9 protein-coding genes are annotated in these 17,947 nt (G+C 58.9%); 6 read left to right on the top strand and 3 right to left on the bottom strand.

Features of this window, described 5'->3' with window-relative positions; genetic code table 11:
* Positions 1 to 123: 123 nt before the first annotated feature.
* Complete coding sequence (gene glnE, locus AC06G5_RS02140) at positions 124 to 3,063, bottom strand: bifunctional [glutamate--ammonia ligase]-adenylyl-L-tyrosine phosphorylase/[glutamate--ammonia-ligase] adenylyltransferase (RefSeq protein ID WP_480458926.1); 2,940 nt, start codon at positions 3,061 to 3,063, stop codon at positions 124 to 126.
* A 383-nt stretch (positions 3,064 to 3,446) separates the two neighbouring features.
* On the opposite strand from glnE, the gene aceE reads away from it, so the two are divergent.
* The 6 genes from aceE (at position 3,447) to msrA (ending at position 14,862) form a co-directional block, all read left to right on the top strand.
* Entirely contained in the window at positions 3,447 to 6,092 is a 2,646-nt protein-coding gene (aceE, locus tag AC06G5_RS02135; protein ID WP_413423201.1) for a pyruvate dehydrogenase (acetyl-transferring), homodimeric type, read from the top strand.
* 11 nt (positions 6,093 to 6,103) lie between these two features.
* Positions 6,104 to 8,056 carry a dihydrolipoyllysine-residue acetyltransferase gene (aceF, locus tag AC06G5_RS02130; RefSeq protein ID WP_480458925.1) on the top strand — a complete coding sequence of 651 codons (1,953 nt, stop codon included), beginning with the start codon at positions 6,104 to 6,106 and terminating at the stop codon, positions 8,054 to 8,056.
* 272 nt (positions 8,057 to 8,328) lie between these two features.
* Entirely contained in the window at positions 8,329 to 9,762 is a 1,434-nt protein-coding gene (locus AC06G5_RS02125) for an alkaline phosphatase D family protein (protein ID WP_480458924.1), read from the top strand.
* 77 nt (positions 9,763 to 9,839) lie between these two features.
* Positions 9,840 to 11,234, top strand: a complete 1,395-nt coding sequence (locus tag AC06G5_RS02120) for an alkaline phosphatase D family protein (protein WP_413423195.1) — start codon at positions 9,840 to 9,842, stop codon at positions 11,232 to 11,234.
* Between the two features lie 220 nt (positions 11,235 to 11,454).
* Positions 11,455 to 14,148, top strand: a complete 2,694-nt coding sequence (locus tag AC06G5_RS02115; protein ID WP_480458923.1) for a putative bifunctional diguanylate cyclase/phosphodiesterase — start codon at positions 11,455 to 11,457, stop codon at positions 14,146 to 14,148.
* A gap of 63 nt (positions 14,149 to 14,211) precedes the next feature.
* Positions 14,212 to 14,862, top strand: coding sequence for a peptide-methionine (S)-S-oxide reductase MsrA (msrA, locus tag AC06G5_RS02110; protein WP_413423191.1), 651 nt, complete (start codon positions 14,212 to 14,214; stop codon positions 14,860 to 14,862).
* A 153-nt stretch (positions 14,863 to 15,015) separates the two neighbouring features.
* On the opposite strand, the gene AC06G5_RS02105 is transcribed toward msrA, so the two are convergent.
* Together AC06G5_RS02105 and putP are read right to left on the bottom strand one after the other, a co-directional pair.
* Entirely contained in the window at positions 15,016 to 15,855 is an 840-nt protein-coding gene (locus AC06G5_RS02105; RefSeq protein WP_015093178.1) for a 23S rRNA (adenine(2030)-N(6))-methyltransferase RlmJ, read from the bottom strand.
* Between the two features lie 177 nt (positions 15,856 to 16,032).
* Positions 16,033 to 17,517, bottom strand: coding sequence for a sodium/proline symporter PutP (gene putP / locus AC06G5_RS02100; protein ID WP_480458922.1), 1,485 nt, complete (start codon positions 17,515 to 17,517; stop codon positions 16,033 to 16,035).
* Positions 17,518 to 17,947 lie beyond the last annotated feature (430 nt).

The raw sequence follows: 17,947 nt of genomic DNA, 5'->3' as shown, positions 1-17,947 counted from the left end.
AGCGAGCCTGCTCGCGATGAACCTGAAAACTCCGCGGGGTGTCAGGCTCGCCGCGCTATCGTTAACGACCATCGCGAGCAAGCTCGCTCCTACAGGGAATATTGGCGTATCAAATATCCCGTTTCAGCGTAGACCCAGCTCACGCCAGATCCGCATGACCTGCCGCCGTTCGTCCACGAACTGGTCAGCCGGTATCACCCCCGGGTTCTTCTGCAGAGCCTGCCGGTGGGCGGCGGAACGGTACGCTTTATACACTTCACGCAACAGACCGGCATCTTCGACGGGCATCAGCCCTTCATGCTCCAGCTCTTCCAGGATGCGGATATTATCCGTCCAGCGCAGCAATGGCGGGTGTGTTTCGGACCACGCCAGGGCCGCGTATTGCACCATAAATTCAATATCGACGATACCTCCGGCGTCCTGCTTGATATCGAACGGCGCCGTGGCCTCGAAGGCATTTGCCCCGGTGCCGGCCGCCGTGCTCTTGCTGCCGAGGTTATCGCGCATCTTGGCGCGCATTTCGCTGACCTCCTGGCGCAGGGTCGGCAAATCACGTGTCTTGCCCAAAATCGCGGCACGGACTTTCTCGAATGCCTGGCCGACATCCTGACTGCCCACCAGCACTCGCGCCCGCACCAGCGCCTGGTGTTCCCAGGTCCATGCTTCGTTTTCCTGATAACGGGCAAACGCCCCCAGGGAACTCACCAGCAAGCCCGACGCACCGGACGGCCGCAGACGCATGTCCACTTCATACAACTGCCCGGAGTTGGTCTGTGCCGTCAGCAAATGAATGATCCGTTGACCCAGACGGGTGAAGAATTGCGCGCCATCGATGGGCTTGGGTCCATCGGTTTCGGCCTGCGGATCGCCATCGTGGATGAACACCAGATCCAGGTCGGAACCATGCCCGAGTTCCAGGCCGCCGACTTTCCCATAACCGACAATGATGAAACCGGGATCGCACAAGGTGCCATCGGTGCGCAGCGGCGTGCCGTACTTGGCCACGGTCTGGCGCCAGGCCAGCGCCAGCACTTGCTCCAGGATCGCTTCGGCGAGCCAGGTCAGGTAATCGCTGACTTTCATCAGCGGCAGGCTGCCAGCGATTTCCGAAGCGGCCACCCGCAAGCGGTGCGCCAGCTTGAAGTGGCGCAGGGCTTCCATTTGCTGCTCGAGGTCGTCCTCGGGAATCCGTGTCAGGCGCTCGCGCAACTCGGCCGCCAGCTCTGGCGCCAGCGGCGGCTTGAACAGCCGGCCTTCATTGAGCAATTCGTCGAGCAGCAACGGAAAACGGGTGATTTGCTCGGCGATCCACGGGCTCGCCGCACACAGCGTCAGTAAACGCCGCAGCGCGCCGGGGTTCTCGGTCAGCAGCACCAGGTACGCGGAACGACGGGCCACGGCTTCAACCAGCGGCAGCACCCGCTCCAGTACCAGGTCCGGATTGTCATGCTCCACGGCCTGCGCCAGCAAACGCGGAATAAAAGCATCGAGACGTTCGCGCCCCAGACGCTGCATTGCCCTCAATTGCGGGCTGCTGCGCAAGCCGGCCAGGGCTTTCAAGGCTTTGGTGGCATCCTTGAACCCCCCCTCCTCCAGTTGGCGGCAAGCGGCCTCATCGTCCTGAGCCTCCTCCCACAGCGGCAACCATTCACCGCCGACCACCACTTCGCTTTCGGCGCCCTGCTCTTCGTCGGGATCGGCGATCACCTGCCCGAAGTGCCAGGCCACGCGGCCGCGCCAATACATCAGTTGTTCGTGGAAAGCCGTCCAGTTGGCGAAACCCAGCATAAAGGCAATACGCGCCTGATCCTGCTCGCCATCGGGCAACATTTGCGTCTGGCGATCGGCAATCGCCTGAATCGCGTGTTCGGTGTAACGCAAGAACTCGTATCCTTCACGCAGCTCGCTGATCACGGCCGGCGGCAGGTAACCCTGGCCTTCCAGTGTGCTCAGCACCTTTAACAGCGGGCGCTGCTGCAAGCTCAAATCGCGGCCGCCGTGAATCAGCTGGAACGCCTGGGCAATGAACTCGACTTCACGAATGCCGCCGGAACCCAGCTTGATGTTGTCGGCCATGCCCTTGCGCCGCACTTCCTGCTGGATCAGCTGCTTCATGGTGCGCAGCGCTTCGATGGCCGAAAAGTCCAGGTAACGCCGGTAGACGAATGGCCGCAGCATCTCTTGCAGTTGCGCGCCGGCCACCTGGTCGCCGGCCACCACCCGCGACTTGATCATGGCGTAGCGTTCCCAGTCGCGCCCCTGGTCCTGGTAATACTGCTCCAGCGCATTGAAGCTTAGCACCAGCGCACCTGCCGAACCGTAGGGACGCAAGCGCATGTCGACGCGGAACACAAAACCGTCGACGGTCATCGGGTCCAGGGCCTTGATCAGCCGCTGACCCAGACGAATGAAGAACTCCTGGTTATCCAGCGGGCGTTTCACACCGACGGTTTCGCCGCCCTCGGGGTAGGCAAAAATCAGATCGATGTCCGACGACAGGTTCAGTTCCACCGCACCGAGCTTGCCCATGCCGAGAATGACCATCTGCTGCGGCTCGCCGCTGCGCCGGCCGGTCGGCACGCCGAACTGCTGGCAATGCCGCACGTACAACCATTGATAGGCCTGATCGATGCTGGCATCGGCCATGTCCGAGAGGTCACGACAGGTCTGGATCAAATCGGCCTGGCGGGTCAGGTCGCGCCAGATGATCCGCACCTGATGGCGCGCACGCTGACGGCGCAAGGCGCGGCCAAGCTGATCTTCGGTCTCGGCCACACTCACGGCGGTGGCAATCTGCGCGCACAACTCACCGGGAGCGAAGCTGCGGTCCAGTTCGCCGGACTGCACCAGCTGCAGCAACATCAAAGGGTCACGAACACACTGTTCAATCACGAAATCGCTGGCGGCGGTGACGCGGGCAAATTGCGCCCAGCGCTCTGGCGTCCAGGCAGAAAGCCCGTGGTCATCACCCAAAGCGGCGACGGCAGCCCGGAACGACTGCTCGGCGCGGGTGACAAACGGCAGGAGAATGGCGGGCAGTTCAGCAAGCGAAGGGAGGCTCATGGTCTATCCTTGATCGGCGTACAACCGACTGCATGTAGTGGTTTTCGAAAACCCACTACCTGAGGGAGTGTCGAACAAAAGTTAGAAATAGCTGAAATTTCTTTTATTTTGGCAGCCAGCATCAAGCTTTTACCTTTTGTAGTTGGAAAAAGACCAACCTTAACGATTATTCTCACAACGCAGCCGGGGGCCACGAGCCACTCATCTGTAGTTTTACTACTCGTATATACATTAGACGGGCTGAAATGCCGGAAGATTTGTAGTAAAACTACACGCCGCCGGAACAACCTGTCGGCAATCCAAGAATTCATAACGTCTGCCCACAAGGCCAGTCGCTAACTCAGGCAACCGATTCTGGTAGCCTTTCCGCCCTGGAGCAAGCCATGCAAGACCTCGATCCCGTCGAAACCCAGGAATGGCTGGACGCCCTGGAATCGGTTCTCGACAAAGAAGGCGAAGACCGTGCTCACTATCTGATGACCCGTATGGGTGAGCTCGCGACCCGCAGCGGTTCGCAGTTGCCTTACGCCATCACCACGCCTTACCGCAACACGATCCCCGTTACCCACGAAGCACGCATGCCTGGCGACCTGTTCATGGAACGCCGCATTCGCTCGCTGGTACGCTGGAACGCGATGGCCATGGTAATGCGTACGAACCTGAAAGACTCTGACCTCGGCGGTCACATCTCCAGCTTCGCTTCCAGTGCGACCCTGTATGACATCGGCTTCAACTACTTCTTCCAGGCCCCGACCGACGAACACGGCGGCGACCTGATCTACTTCCAGGGCCACACCTCGCCAGGCGTTTACGCCCGTGCATTCATGGAAGGCCGCATCACCGAAGACCAGATGAACAACTTCCGCCAGGAAGTTGACGGTCAGGGCCTGTCGTCCTACCCACACCCTTGGCTGATGCCTGACTTCTGGCAGTTCCCGACCGTATCCATGGGTCTGGGCCCGATCCAGGCGATCTACCAGGCACGTTTCATGAAGTACCTGGAACACCGTGGCTTCATCCAGCCAGGCAAACAGAAAGTCTGGTGCTTCCTGGGCGACGGCGAGTGCGACGAGCCGGAATCCCTGGGCGCCATCTCCCTGGCCGGCCGCGAGAAGCTCGACAACCTGATCTTCGTCATCAACTGCAACCTGCAGCGCCTCGACGGCCCGGTTCGCGGCAACGGCAAGATCATCCAGGAACTCGAAGGCGTGTTCCGCGGTGCTCAGTGGAACGTGACCAAAGTCATCTGGGGCCGTTTCTGGGACCCACTGCTGGCCAAGGACGTCGACGGCATCCTGCAACGCCGCATGGACGAAGTCATCGACGGCGAGTACCAGAACTACAAAGCCAAAGACGGCGCGTTCGTGCGTGAACACTTCTTCAACACGCCGGAACTCAAGGCGATGGTTGCCGATCTGTCCGACGACGAGATCTGGAAACTCAACCGTGGCGGCCACGACCCGTACAAGGTCTACGCGGCGTACCACGAAGCGGTCAACCACAAAGAACAACCGACCGTCATCCTGGCCAAGACCATCAAGGGTTATGGCACCGGTGCCGGCGAAGCGAAAAACACTGCGCACAACACCAAGAAAGTCGACGTCGACAGCCTGAAGTTGTTCCGCGATCGTTTCGACATCCCGGTCAAGGACGAAGAGCTGGAGAACCTGCCGTTCTTCAAACCGGAAGAAGGCAGCGCCGAAGCCCGTTACCTGGCCGAGCGCCGCAATGCGCTGGGCGGTTTCGTACCACAGCGTCGCGCTCAAAGCTTCAACATCCCGACCCCTCCACTGGACACCCTCAAGGCGATCCTCGACGGCTCGGGCGACCGTGAAATCTCCACCACCATGGCCTTCGTGCGGATCCTCGCGCAACTGGTCAAGGACAAGGAAATCGGCCCGCGCATCGTGCCGATCATCCCGGACGAAGCCCGTACCTTCGGTATGGAAGGCATGTTCCGTCAGTTGGGCATCTACTCCTCCGTCGGCCAGCTCTACGAGCCAGTCGATAAAGACCAGGTGATGTTCTACAAGGAAGACCAGAAGGGCCAGATCCTCGAAGAGGGCATCAACGAAGCGGGCGCCATGAGCTCCTTCATCGCTGCCGGTACTTCGTACTCCAGCCACAACCAGCCAATGCTGCCGTTCTACATCTTCTACTCGATGTTCGGCTTCCAGCGTATCGGCGACCTGGCCTGGGCCGCTGGCGACAGCCGCACCCGTGGCTTCCTGATCGGCGGTACCGCCGGCCGTACCACCCTAAACGGTGAAGGCCTGCAACACGAAGACGGTCACAGCCACCTGCTGGCCGCGACCATCCCGAACTGCCGCACCTACGATCCAACCTACGGCTACGAGCTGGCGGTGATCATTCAGGACGGCATGAAGAAGATGACCGAAGAGCAACAGGACGTCTTCTACTACATCACCGTGATGAACGAGTCGTACCAGCAGCCAGCCATGCCGGCCGGTGCCGAAGAAGGCATCAAGAAGGGCATGTACCTGCTCGAAGAAGACACCCGCGAAGCGGCGCACCACGTTCAGCTGATGGGCTCCGGCACCATCCTGCGTGAAGTCCGTGAAGCAGCGAAGATCCTGCGCGAAGAGTTCAACGTCGGCGCCGACGTGTGGAGCGTTACCAGCTTCAACGAACTGCGTCGCGACGGCCTGGCCGTTGAACGCACCAACCGTCTGCACCCGGGCCAGAAGCCTAAGCTGAGCTACGTCGAAGAGTGCCTGAACGGCCGTAAGGGTCCGGTCATCGCGTCTACCGACTACATGAAACTGTTCGCCGAGCAGATCCGTCAGTGGGTACCGTCCAAGGAATTCAAAGTCCTGGGCACCGACGGTTTCGGCCGCAGCGACAGCCGCAAGAAACTGCGTCATTTCTTCGAAGTCGACCGTCATTTCGTGGTGTTGGCAGCCCTGGAAGCACTGGCTGACCGTGGTGACATCGAACCTAAAGTGGTGGCCGAGGCCATCGCCAAGTTCGGTATCAACCCGGAAAAACGCAACCCACTGGACTGCTGAGGAGAGATTCTGTGAGCGAACTCATTCGCGTACCTGACATCGGCAGCGGTGAAGGTGAAGTAATTGAACTGTTTGTGAAGGTCGGCGACCGTATCGAAGCCGACCAGAGCATCCTGACACTGGAATCGGACAAGGCGAGCATGGAAGTGCCTGCGCCGAAGGCCGGTATCATCAAGAGCCTGAAAGTGAAGCTGGGCGATCGCCTGAAAGAAGGAGACGAACTGCTGGAGCTGGAAGTCGAAGGTGCCGCTGCTGCGGCCCCTGCGGCTGCTGCAAAAGCCGCAGAGAAACCGGCCGCTGCTCCAGCGCCGGCCGCTCCTGCTGCCGCGCCAGCTGCCGCCAGCGTTCAGAAAGTGCACGTGCCGGACATCGGTTCGTCGGGCAAGGCCCAGATCATCGAGATCCAGGTCAAGGTCGGCGACACCGTCGCGGCTGATCAGTCGCTGATCACCCTGGAATCCGACAAGGCCAGCATGGAAATCCCGTCGCCAGCCGCTGGCGTGGTCAAGGCCATCAGCGTCAAGCTCAACGACGAAGTCGGCACCGGCGACCTGATCCTGGACCTGGAAGTGGCGGGCGCTGCTGCGCCGGCTGCGGCTCCAGCCCAGGCTGCCGCTCCGGCAGCTGCACCTGCACCTGCACCTGCGGCAGCCCCGACTGCTCCAGTAGCCGACAGCATCCAGGACATCCACGTTCCGGACATCGGTTCGGCGGGCAAGGCCAAGATCATCGAAGTCCTGGTCAAGGCCGGCGACAGCGTTGTCGCCGACCAGTCGCTGATCACCCTGGAATCCGACAAGGCCAGCATGGAAATCCCGTCGCCGGCCGCTGGCGTGGTGGAAAGTGTTTCCATCAAGCTCGATGACGAAGTCGGTACCGGCGACCTGATCCTCAAGCTGAAAGTCAAAGGCGCCGCTCCTGCTGCACCTGTTGCTGCGACCGCACCTGCCGCTGCTGCTCCGAGCGCTCCGGCTCCAGCCGCTGCTGCACCTGCCGCGGCCGCACCTGTTGCTGCCCCGGTTGCTGCTCCCGCCAAGCCAGGCGCCAAGGTTCACGCCGGCCCTGCCGTGCGTCAACTGGCCCGCGAGTTCGGCGTCGAGCTGAGCGCTGTAGGTGCCAGCGGTCCGCACGGTCGCATCCTGAAGGAAGACGTGCAGGTCTACGTCAAAGCCATGATGCAGAAGGCCAAGGAAGCGCCGGCCGCTGCGGCTGGCGCAACCGGTGGCGCGGGCATTCCGCCGATTCCGGTCGTGGACTTCAGCCGTTTCGGTGAAATCGAAGAAGTGCCGATGACCCGCCTGATGCAGGTCGGCGCCGCCAACCTGCACCGTAGCTGGCTGAACGTGCCGCACGTGACGCAATTCGACTCGGCGGATATCACCGAACTCGAAGCGTTCCGTGTTGCCCAGAAAGCCGTTGCAGAGAAGGCCGGCGTCAAGCTGACCGTCCTGCCGTTGCTGCTCAAGTCCTGCGCGCACCTGCTCAAGGAACTGCCGGACTTCAACAGCTCGCTGGCACCAAGCGGCAAAGCGATCATCCGCAAGAAATACGTGAACATCGGCTTCGCCGTCGACACTCCGGAAGGCCTGCTGGTACCGGTCATCAAGAACGTCGACCAGAAGAGCCTGCTGCAACTGGCGGCCGAAGCGGCTTCCCTGGCTGAAAAAGCCCGGACCAAGAAGCTTTCGTCGGACGAGATGCAAGGCGCCTGCTTCACCATTTCCAGCCTCGGCCACATTGGCGGCACCGGCTTCACGCCGATCGTCAACGCGCCGGAAGTGGCGATCCTCGGTGTCTCCAAGGCAACCATCCAGCCAGTCTGGGACGGCAAAGCCTTCCAGCCGAAACTGATGCTGCCACTGTCGCTGTCCTACGATCACCGTGTGATCAACGGCGCCGCTGCCGCACGCTTCACCAAGCGCCTGAGCGATCTGCTGGGCGACATCCGCACCATGCTCCTGTAACACCGACCGGCCCTCCTTCACCGGAGGGCCGATCGCGTTCCACGTTTCCGAGCGCCACGCTCGTACCTCAACCCCGCCAATTTGGCGGGGCTTTTTTTGCCTGCACGAAACGCAGGCAATGTCCTACATGCCTGGTTTGATTACCCCACACAACCCATCCCCTTTTGCCCAGTATTTTCCCGCCAGCAAACACTTAGCCTTAATACCCAAAACTACGGCGGCAACTTTTAACGCCACTGGCTTTTCAGTTATTCATTCGAATGGATTCGAACATGCTAAAACTCTCTGTCGGCCCAATAGTTGGCCACACCACAACTGATCACGCGCGTATCTTTGTGCGCGGAGTAGCGCAAAAAGATGCCGCCGTATTTGCCGGCATCCGTTATCGGCAGTCCGGGGATACGCAATGGCTTAAACGTATCTTTACAAGACTGACAAACCTGCAAGACATGTCCGATGTCATTGTTCTCGATAACCTCGCGGCCGATACCGAATACGAGTATCAAGCCGGCTGGTTCAGCACCACGAGTGCCGGGCACACCGTGGAGTCGGTGCAAGAACTGCCGCTGCAATGGCCGCAGGAACTCTATCGCTTGCGCACCCGATCGGGCACAGTCGGCACGCCGCGAGCCTATTTCGTCGGCTCATGCCGTTACTTGCGGATGACCGCCGGTATCCCGTCGGCGCCACAACTGGGCGACCGGATATTCGCCTCGATCACACAATTGGCACTGCAAGCCAACCCGCCGGTCAGCGCGATGTTGATGACTGGCGATCAGATCTATGTCGACGATTTGAATTTTTTCGCACCCGACCGCGAATATCAGCAAATACTCGCAAAATACCGTGCGGCTTTCTCCCAACCGCATATTTCCAGGTTAATGGCCAACTTATCGACTTACATGATCCTCGACGATCACGAAATTGAAGATAACTGGCCGGAAAGAAAAACATCAGGCGATGATGTTCTGTATGAAAACGCCATCACTGCTTATGAGTTATATCAAGCCAGCCACAGCCCGGTATTTGAATTACTCGACGATGGCCGGGTCAGCCGGCATCCGAAGCACTATTGGTATCAGTTCACCGATGGCGATATCGAATGGTTCGTCACCGATAGCCGCTCCCAGCGTAGTCTGTCCGCCAATGATCGACGCATTCTTGATGTTGAACAGGAATATGCCTTGTGCCAATGGCTGATCCACAGCCCCGCCAGGGTCAAGATGGTGGTCACCAGTGTGATGTTCTTCCCTGACGCCAAACGCGACGGGGATGACGCCTGGGCCGGGTTTCCCGGACAACGGCTGCGGTTGCTGGAGACCATTCGTACACATCGCATCAGGAACGTCGTGTTCATTTGTGGTGATGTTCACGGTTCACTGACCAGTCGGTTGACCCACAGCGAAGACCCGGGCTTCGAAGTCCACACCATCGTCTCGTCACCGCTGTGCAACAGCAGAATGTTGCCCTATGCCACGGCCTCCACATTCGCCCTCGATCAACCCCTGGTCCGCACCGCCTCCGGCGACTATCGACATGAGCTGACCAGCATGGTGGTGAGTGAAGACAACTTTGCCCATATTGTGGTCGAGGCCGGACAGATTATGGTCACTTACCACGACCGCGACGGAGGGGCACTGCAAACCGTTGAGATTAAATTGGATAAAACTGACAAGAACACACAAAAAAACAACTCAGCGGCATGACGATAAATATGTATCGCACAGACTGGCTACACCCGCCCTAACCTGTCCAGGATAAAAACCAATGGATGGAAAACATTATGCAATTACAAAAGCCTACCGTAGGCCCTATTCTTGGACACGTCACGCCACACGAGGCGAGAATTTTTCTGCGAGGTGGAAATCAACTCGCGAAAGACAAGAGCGTCAGAATAGCTGCAATCCGCTTTCGGGAAAACAACAACACATTATGGAAAGTGCGCACCGAAACGATACTCAGAGACAGGGACAATACCGCTGTAATCCATCTGTCAGGGCTAAGCGCCGATACAATATATACCTTTCAGATGGGCTGGTGTAACGCAAGCAAAGAGTTTCTGGCCGATCCCGACCTTACCGATTCGTTCATCTGGCCTAAGAAAAAATTCAAACTCCAGACCCAGAATGGCAAAAATGATTCATCGCGCAGCTACCTCATAGGCTCATGCAGATACCTGAATTTTACTGGCGGCTTTCCTCTACATACGGCTAATAACTCCACTATCTTTAAAGCAATGGTCAGGCAAAAAATCAAAACCGACGCACTTGTAATGGTGGGCGATCAAATCTATGCCGACGATATGAACAGGGTAGTGCCAGATACGTCGCTTAATGATTTCCTAATTAAATACAGAGGTTCCTTCTCCGAAAAAAATATTCGAAAGCTCATGGCAAAAACGCCTACCTATATGATTTTGGATGACCACGAGATAGAAGATAACTGGCCTGCCAATAAATCTGACGCAGATCTCGCTCTTTTTAATAATGCAATGCACGCTTATGAGATATACCAGTCCAGCCATAGTCCTGCGCATACACTGTCAGCCGATGGAACCTTGGCCAAACGTCCCGATCATTATTGGTACAAGTTCTCCCATGGCGCCGTGGAATGGTTTGTTCTGGATACCCGCACGCAACGCAACCTGGCACCCGAGGATCGAAGGATACTCGATGTCGAGCAAGAAACGGCACTGCTCGAATGGTTGGCCTCCAGCGTGGCGAAAGTGAAATTTGTCGTCACCAGTGTCATGTTTTACCCGGACTTGAAAGAAGATGGTGGGGACTCGTGGAAATCTTTCACCGAGCAACGCAACCGAATTCTTGAAAGCATCCGTTTGAATAAAGTCAAAAATGTGTTTTTTATCGCTGGAGATGTTCATGCCTCGATGACAAGCAAGCTTACGCACTCGAAAGACCAAGACTTCGCTGTCCATACCATTGTCTCCTCGCCATTGAACTGTATTCCAATCTACGGCCCGCCAACCGCTGAGGCATTTATGCTGGACCAAACGCTCAGCACCATCGATGACGCAACGTTTGCGCACACCCTTAGCTGCACAAAAATAATCAGTACTGATAATTTTGCCCGCGTCACCGTCGACGAAAACAACGTCTCGGTGAGCTTCTTCAACAAAAAAGGGGCGCTCCTGGAAGCGGTCAATATTCCCTTGGCCTGACGCCGCCTCGGCCGTCAGCAGAACAGGCTTTTCACTGGCAAAATCGCAATTTTGCAATTCGGCCTGCAGAAATCGCCTGTTCTGCCGACATATTCTTATAGCACTTGGCCTTCATCTCTCTTGTCAGTCGGTGCCGCAATGATGCAACCTTGCCGCAGGCAACAGTAAAGAGGGCGAGAGCCCAGCGCGTTCAGCATATTCGAAGCGAGTTTCCCTCCATATGAAAAGCCAACCCGATGCCGCCAGCCGTATGGTGGCCGAGGTAGTGACGCAGTTGCCTGTGCCCTCGCGGCTCGGCATGCTGCGTTTCGAACGGCTTAATGAACCCAGCTGGGCGCTGTTGTTTCTCGATCCCAATTGCGAACGCCAGTTCGGCATGCCAGCCGTGGAGCTGTGCGCGCTGGTGGGCTCGCCCTACGCCAGCCTGATGGAGCCGGAAGCGCGTTATCAACTGCACGACGCGGTCCAGCAACAACTGACCGAAAGCACGCATTACCTGGTCCGCTACACCCTGCACACCGCCTCGGGCTCCCTGAATCTGCTGGAACTGGGCGAAGCCTACAAACAACACAATCGCCACCTGTTGCGCGGCTATCTGCTGGTCATTGACGGCCTGTTCGAGGATGACCCGCTGCAACCGGCCCTGGATCTGGAAACCCAGAACTCGCGCCTGCAAATCGCCCTGGAACTCAATCAGCGCGCCCAGCAGGAGCAACTGCTGCATCTGGACCGGGTGCGTGCCCAGCAGGACCTGATCCTGCTGCTCACCCGCCAACGCTACAGCAGCAACGACTCCTTGCGCGAAGCCGCCGAGCTGATCACCCGCAGCGCCTGCGACATTTACGAAATCGACTGCGCCAGCCTGTGGCACCTCGAAGACTCGATGCTGGTGCCGATCTCGGCCTATCACCGCACGAGTCAGGAATACCTGCTGCCGCAGCCGATCGACGTCAGCGTTTTCCCCGATTACCTCGACGCCTTGCACACCGGTCGCGCCATCGACGCCCATAACGCCATGCGCGACCCGCGCACCCGGGAGATGGCCGAAAGCCTGCGCCCGTGCGACGTCAACGCAATGCTTGACGCCAGTATCCGCGTCGATGGCCAGGTGGTCGGCGTTTTGTGCCTGGAGCAAACCGGTGCGACCCGTGCCTGGCAGTCGGACGAAATCGCTTTTGCCGGCGAACTGGCGGACCAGTTTGCCCAGGTCATCAGCAACCACAACCGGCGCACCGCCACCAGCGCCCTGCACCTGTTTCAGCGTGCGGTCGAACAAAGTGCCAACGCCTTTTTGCTGGTGAATTGCGATGGCGTGGTGGAATACGTCAACCCGAGCTTCACCGCAATCACCCAGTACTCCACCGAAGAAGTGCACGGTCAGCGCCTGTCGGAACTGCCAGCCCTGGAGAACCTCAGCGAACTGCTGTTCGACGCACCTTCGGCGCTGGCCAAGAGCAACAGTTGGCAGGGCGAATTCAAGAGCCGGCGCAAAAACCTCGAACCCTACTGGGGCCAGTTGTCGATCTCCAAGGTTTACGGCGACAACCGCGAGCTGACCCATTACATCGGCATTTACGAAGACATCACCCAGACCAAACTGGCCCAGCAACGCATCGAGCGCCTGGCCTACACCGACAACCTGACCAATCTCGGCAATCGCCCGGCGTTCATCCGCAACCTCGACGAACGCTTCGCCCGGGACAGCGACGCACCGATCAGCCTGTTGCTGGTGGACATCGACAACTTCAAGCGGATCAACGACAGCCTCGGCCACCAGACCGGCGACAAACTGCTCATCAGCCTGGCCCGGCGCCTGCGCAACAGCTTGATCCCGAGCGGTAGCCTGGCACGCTTCGCCAGTAACGAATTCGCCGTGTTGCTGGACAACAGCGACCTCACGGAGGGTCAGCAAGTGGCCAACCAGTTGCTGGCGACCCTCGACAAACCGATGTTCGTCGACAACCAGTTGATCAGCGTCACCGGCTCCGTGGGCCTGGCCTGCGCGCCGCTGCATGGGCGCGACCCGCAAACCCTGATGCGCAACGCCGGGCTGGCCCTGCACAAGGCCAAGGCCAATGGCAAACACCAGGTGCAAGTGTTCACCGAAGCGCTGAACGCCGAGGCCAGCTACAAGCTGTTCGTCGAAAACAACCTGCGCCGCGCCCTGACCCAGAACGAACTCGATGTGTTCTACCAGCCCAAGCTGTGCCTGCGCAGCGGGCGCCTGCTGGGGATGGAAGCACTGCTGCGCTGGGATCATCCGGAAAAGGGCATGATCCGCCCGGATCAGTTCATCAGCGTCGCCGAAGAAACCGGGCTGATTATTCCGATCGGCAAATGGATCGCCCGCCAGGCCTGCCGCATGAGCAAGGCGCTGACCGCCGCCGGCCTGGGCAACCTTCAGGTGGCGATCAACCTGTCGCCCAAGCAGTTCTCGGATCCGGACCTGGTGGCCTCCATCGCCAGCATTCTCAAGGAAGAAGACCTGCCCGCTCATTTGCTGGAGCTGGAGCTGACCGAAGGCCTGCTGCTGGAAGCCACCGAAGACACCCACTTGCAGCTCGACCAGCTCAAGCGTCTGGGCATGACCTTGGCCATGGACGACTTCGGCACCGGCTACTCGTCGCTCAGTTACTTGAAAAAATTCCCCATCGACATCATTAAGATCGATCGAAGCTTCATCCACGAAATCCCGGACAACCAGGACGACATGGAAATCACCTCCGCAGTGATCGCCATGGCCCATAACCTGAAACTCAAGGTTGTGGCTGAGGGCATCGAAACTGCCGAGCAGTTGTCGTTCCTGCGCCGTCACCGCTGCGACGTCGGCCAGGGCTACCTGTTCGACCGTCCGATCCCGGGCAACGAGCTGATCGAAAAGCTCAAGCGCTACCCGCGTGGCCCAATCGCCTGACAGCGATCCAACTCTCGGGCAAACTGTTTGTCTGTCTAATTATCCTGACTGAGAGGACTGGTCATGGTTCTGCGCTCGGAAATTCTGGTGAACAAAAACGTGCTCCCTACTAAAGAACAAGCTCTGCCCGGCCGCGAAACCGCGATGACCCTGCCTGAAAAGCACTTTGTGTTTAAAGACACCCCCTTGCTCGGCCCGTTCTTCGAAGATGTCGACTTCGCGATCTTCGGCCTGGGCTGTTTCTGGGGGGCGGAACGCCGCTTCTGGCAGCGCGAAGGCGTGGTCAGCACGGTGGTGGGTTACGCCGGCGGCTTCACGCCGAACCCGACCTACGAAGAAGTCTGCTCCGGCCTGACCGGCCATGCCGAAGTGGTGCTGGTGGTGTACGACAAAGCGAAAGTCAGCTACCAGGAGCTGCTGGCGATGTTCTGGGAACTGCACAACCCGACTCAGGGCATGCGCCAGGGCAACGACATCGGCACCCAGTACCGCTCGGTGATCTACGCCACTTCGCCTGAACAACTGGAAGCCGCGCTCAAGAGCAAAGCAGCGTACCAGGCTGAACTGTCCAAGGCCGGCCTCGGTGAAATCAGCACCGAAATCGAACAGGCCCCGACCGTTTATTTTGCCGAGGCATATCACCAGCAGTATCTGGCCAAAAATCCGGAAGGGTATTGCGGGATCGGCGGCACAGGCGTGACCTGCCCGATCTGACAACTGACTGTAGGAGCGAGCTCGCTCGCGAAGGTCGTAAACGATAATGCGTAAAGCCAGATGCCCAGCGGCGCTCTTTGGTTTTTCGCGAGCAAGCTCGCTCCTACATGAGAATTAGAGATGGCGTCCGACCGGACGCCATTGATGCACAGATCAACTTTCAGCAATCAACCAATCCATCCGCCACCCACCCTGGGTCTGTCCAAGCTTCTCGGACAACCACGGCAGCAGCTCACGCAACTCTTCCTCCAGCCCCCACGGCGGATTGGCAATCGCCAGGCCGGAACCGTTCAGGCTGTTCGGCGTATCCAACGGGTGCACCAACAACTCCACCCGCAACAACTTCGGCGCACCGGTGCCGGCCAGGTCCTGGTAGAAGCGACGCAGCGCGCGCTGATCCTTCACCGGGTACCAGATCGCCGCCACGGTCTGGCGCATCCGACCAATCGCTTCCTTCAACGACGCGGCACAACGCTGCATCTCATCGAGCTTCTCGAACGGCGGATCGATCAACATCACCGCACGCTTCTCCGGCACCGGCAGCAAGGCCCGCGACACATGCCAGCCCTCGCCCAAGTGAACCTTGACCCGACGATCACCGGCCATGTTGTCCTTGAGCAACACGCCGTCTTCCGGGTGCTTCTCGTTGAGCAACACACGGTCCTGAGGGCGGGTCAGACGCCGCGCCAGTTCCGGCGAGCCCGGGTAATAGCGCAACTGGCCGTCCGGGTTCATCTCGTGCAGCACCTGCATGTAATCAGCGGTCAGGATCGGCAGATCCGGCTGATCCCACAAACGCGCAATGCCTTCCAGGTACTCGCCGGTACGGCTGGCCTGGTCACCCTGAAGGTCATACAGACCGATGCCGGCGTGGGTGTCGAGATAGGCAAACGGCTGCTCCTTGCGCGACATCAGGGCGATGAGGCGGGTCAAGGTCAGGTGTTTGAACACATCGGCGTGATTGCCGGCATGGAAGGCGTGACGATAATTCATGGCTGCTCCTGCGAAGGCCGGGAAGTTTACCTTTTACCGGCCGGCAAGTCAGGGGTTGGTGGCTGAGCGGATGACCCTGGGGGAACACGGCAGTGAAAACGCAAAAAAATGGCCCGCGTCCAAGAGGAAGCGGGCCATTTTTTCAAGTCATCGGGTCAGCGCATGCGCTAATCCCGGCTACTTGTTCAAGCGATAATCAGCCTCAGCCGCAGCAAAACGCTGGAACATACCGGCAGTCGGCGAGCCCATCTTGCTGACGAGGTAGATCGCCAGGCTGGCGAAGATGAAACCAGGGATGATTTCGTACAGGCCCAGCAGTTCGAAGTGTTTCCACACGATCACAGTGATCGCGCCGACCAGGATGCCGGCCAGTGCGCCGTTGCGGGTCATGTCTTTCCAGATCACGGAGATCAGCACCACCGGACCGAATGCGGCACCGAAACCGGCCCAGGCGTAGCTGACCAGGCCCAGTACACGGTTTTCCGGGTTGGCGGCCATCGCGATGGCGATCAGGGCAACCAGCAGCACCATGGCGCGACCGACCCAGACCAGCTCCAGTTGGGAAGCCGATTTACGCAGGAAGGTTTTGTAGAAGTCTTCGGTCAGTGCGCTCGAGCACACCAGCAGTTGGCAGCTCAGGGTGCTCATGACGGCAGCCAGGATGGCCGACAGCAGGACACCGGCAATCCATGGGTTGAACAGGATCTTCGCCAGTTCGATGAACACGCGTTCGTGGTTCTCGCTCACTGGCATGGCCACGGCCGGGTTGGCCGAGAAGTAGGCGATACCGAAGAAACCTACAGCGACGGTGCCGCCCAGGCACAGGATCATCCAGGTCATGGAGATGCGACGGGCATTGGCAATCGATTTGACCGAATCCGCCGCCATGAAACGCGCCAGGATGTGCGGTTGGCCGAAGTAGCCCAGACCCCAGCCCATCAGCGAGATGATGCCGATGAAGGTGGTGCCTTTGAGCATGTCGAAGTTGGCCGGATCTTGCGCTTCGATCGCCAGGAACGTGGTATCGACACCGCCGGTGGCCAGCAGCACGATGATTGGCGTCAGGATCAGGGCGAAAATCATCAGGGTGGCTTGTACGGTGTCAGTCCAGCTCACGGCCAGGAAACCGCCGACGAAGGTGTAGGCAATCGTCGCCGCAGCACCGGCCCACAGTGCTGTCTCGTAGGACATGCCGAAGGTGCTTTCGAACAGACGGGCACCGGCCACGATGCCGGAGGCGCAGTAGATGGTGAAGAACACCAGGATCACGACGGCGGAGATGATCCGCAGCAGGCCGCTTTTGTCTTCGAAACGGCTGGCGAAGTAATCCGGCAGCGTCAGGGCGTCACCGTTGTGCTCGGTCTGCACGCGCAGACGGCCGGCGACGAACAGCCAGTTCAGGTAGGCGCCGACGATCAGGCCGATGGCGATCCAGCTTTCGGAAAGACCGGACATGTAGATAGCGCCCGGCAGGCCCATCAACAACCAGCCGCTCATGTCGGACGCACCGGCAGACAGCGCGGTAACGACGCTGCCCAGGCTACGACCGCCAAGAATGTAGTCGGAAAGGTTATTGGTGGAGCGATAGGCCATGAAACCGATCAGCACCATTGCCGCGATGTAGATCACGAATGTGATCAGGGTTGGATTCGTTACGCTCATTAAGTGACGCCCTGGCTTTGTTTTTATGTAGCAGCAGCTGTTGAACCGCCCGCAAACGCTGACGTTTGACAGACGATTCGGGACGCCGCGCATTTATGACTGATGTTTCCCCAGGAAAGCCATCAGCCGGCACACCTGCCTTTTCGACGGGTTGCACCTTGGGGCGCGAATGCTATGCAACAAAGCAAATAAGGTGCAACCCATTTTTCGAGAATCAGTTGCACCTACGTGCTTTACCCGTATCCAAATGTTTTTTTGCTCCCTTTTAGCGTAGTCAAGACGTTTTGCTAGAAGCAAAAGCACCAAGCAGGAGCAGCACGCCCGTACCAGAATTTAATTCCCGACGAGGCGCCGATTTTTCCTGCAAAAAAAGGGTTGCACCCGGTTGCACCTCAACAGTTGCACGGCTAATCTTGCCGCCAGCTGATGC

The sequence above is a fragment of the Pseudomonas sp. WT-JTC genome (assembly GCF_056711565.1).
Note: the sequence above shows the minus strand (reverse complement) of the source record. Positions and strands in the feature narration are given on the sequence as shown.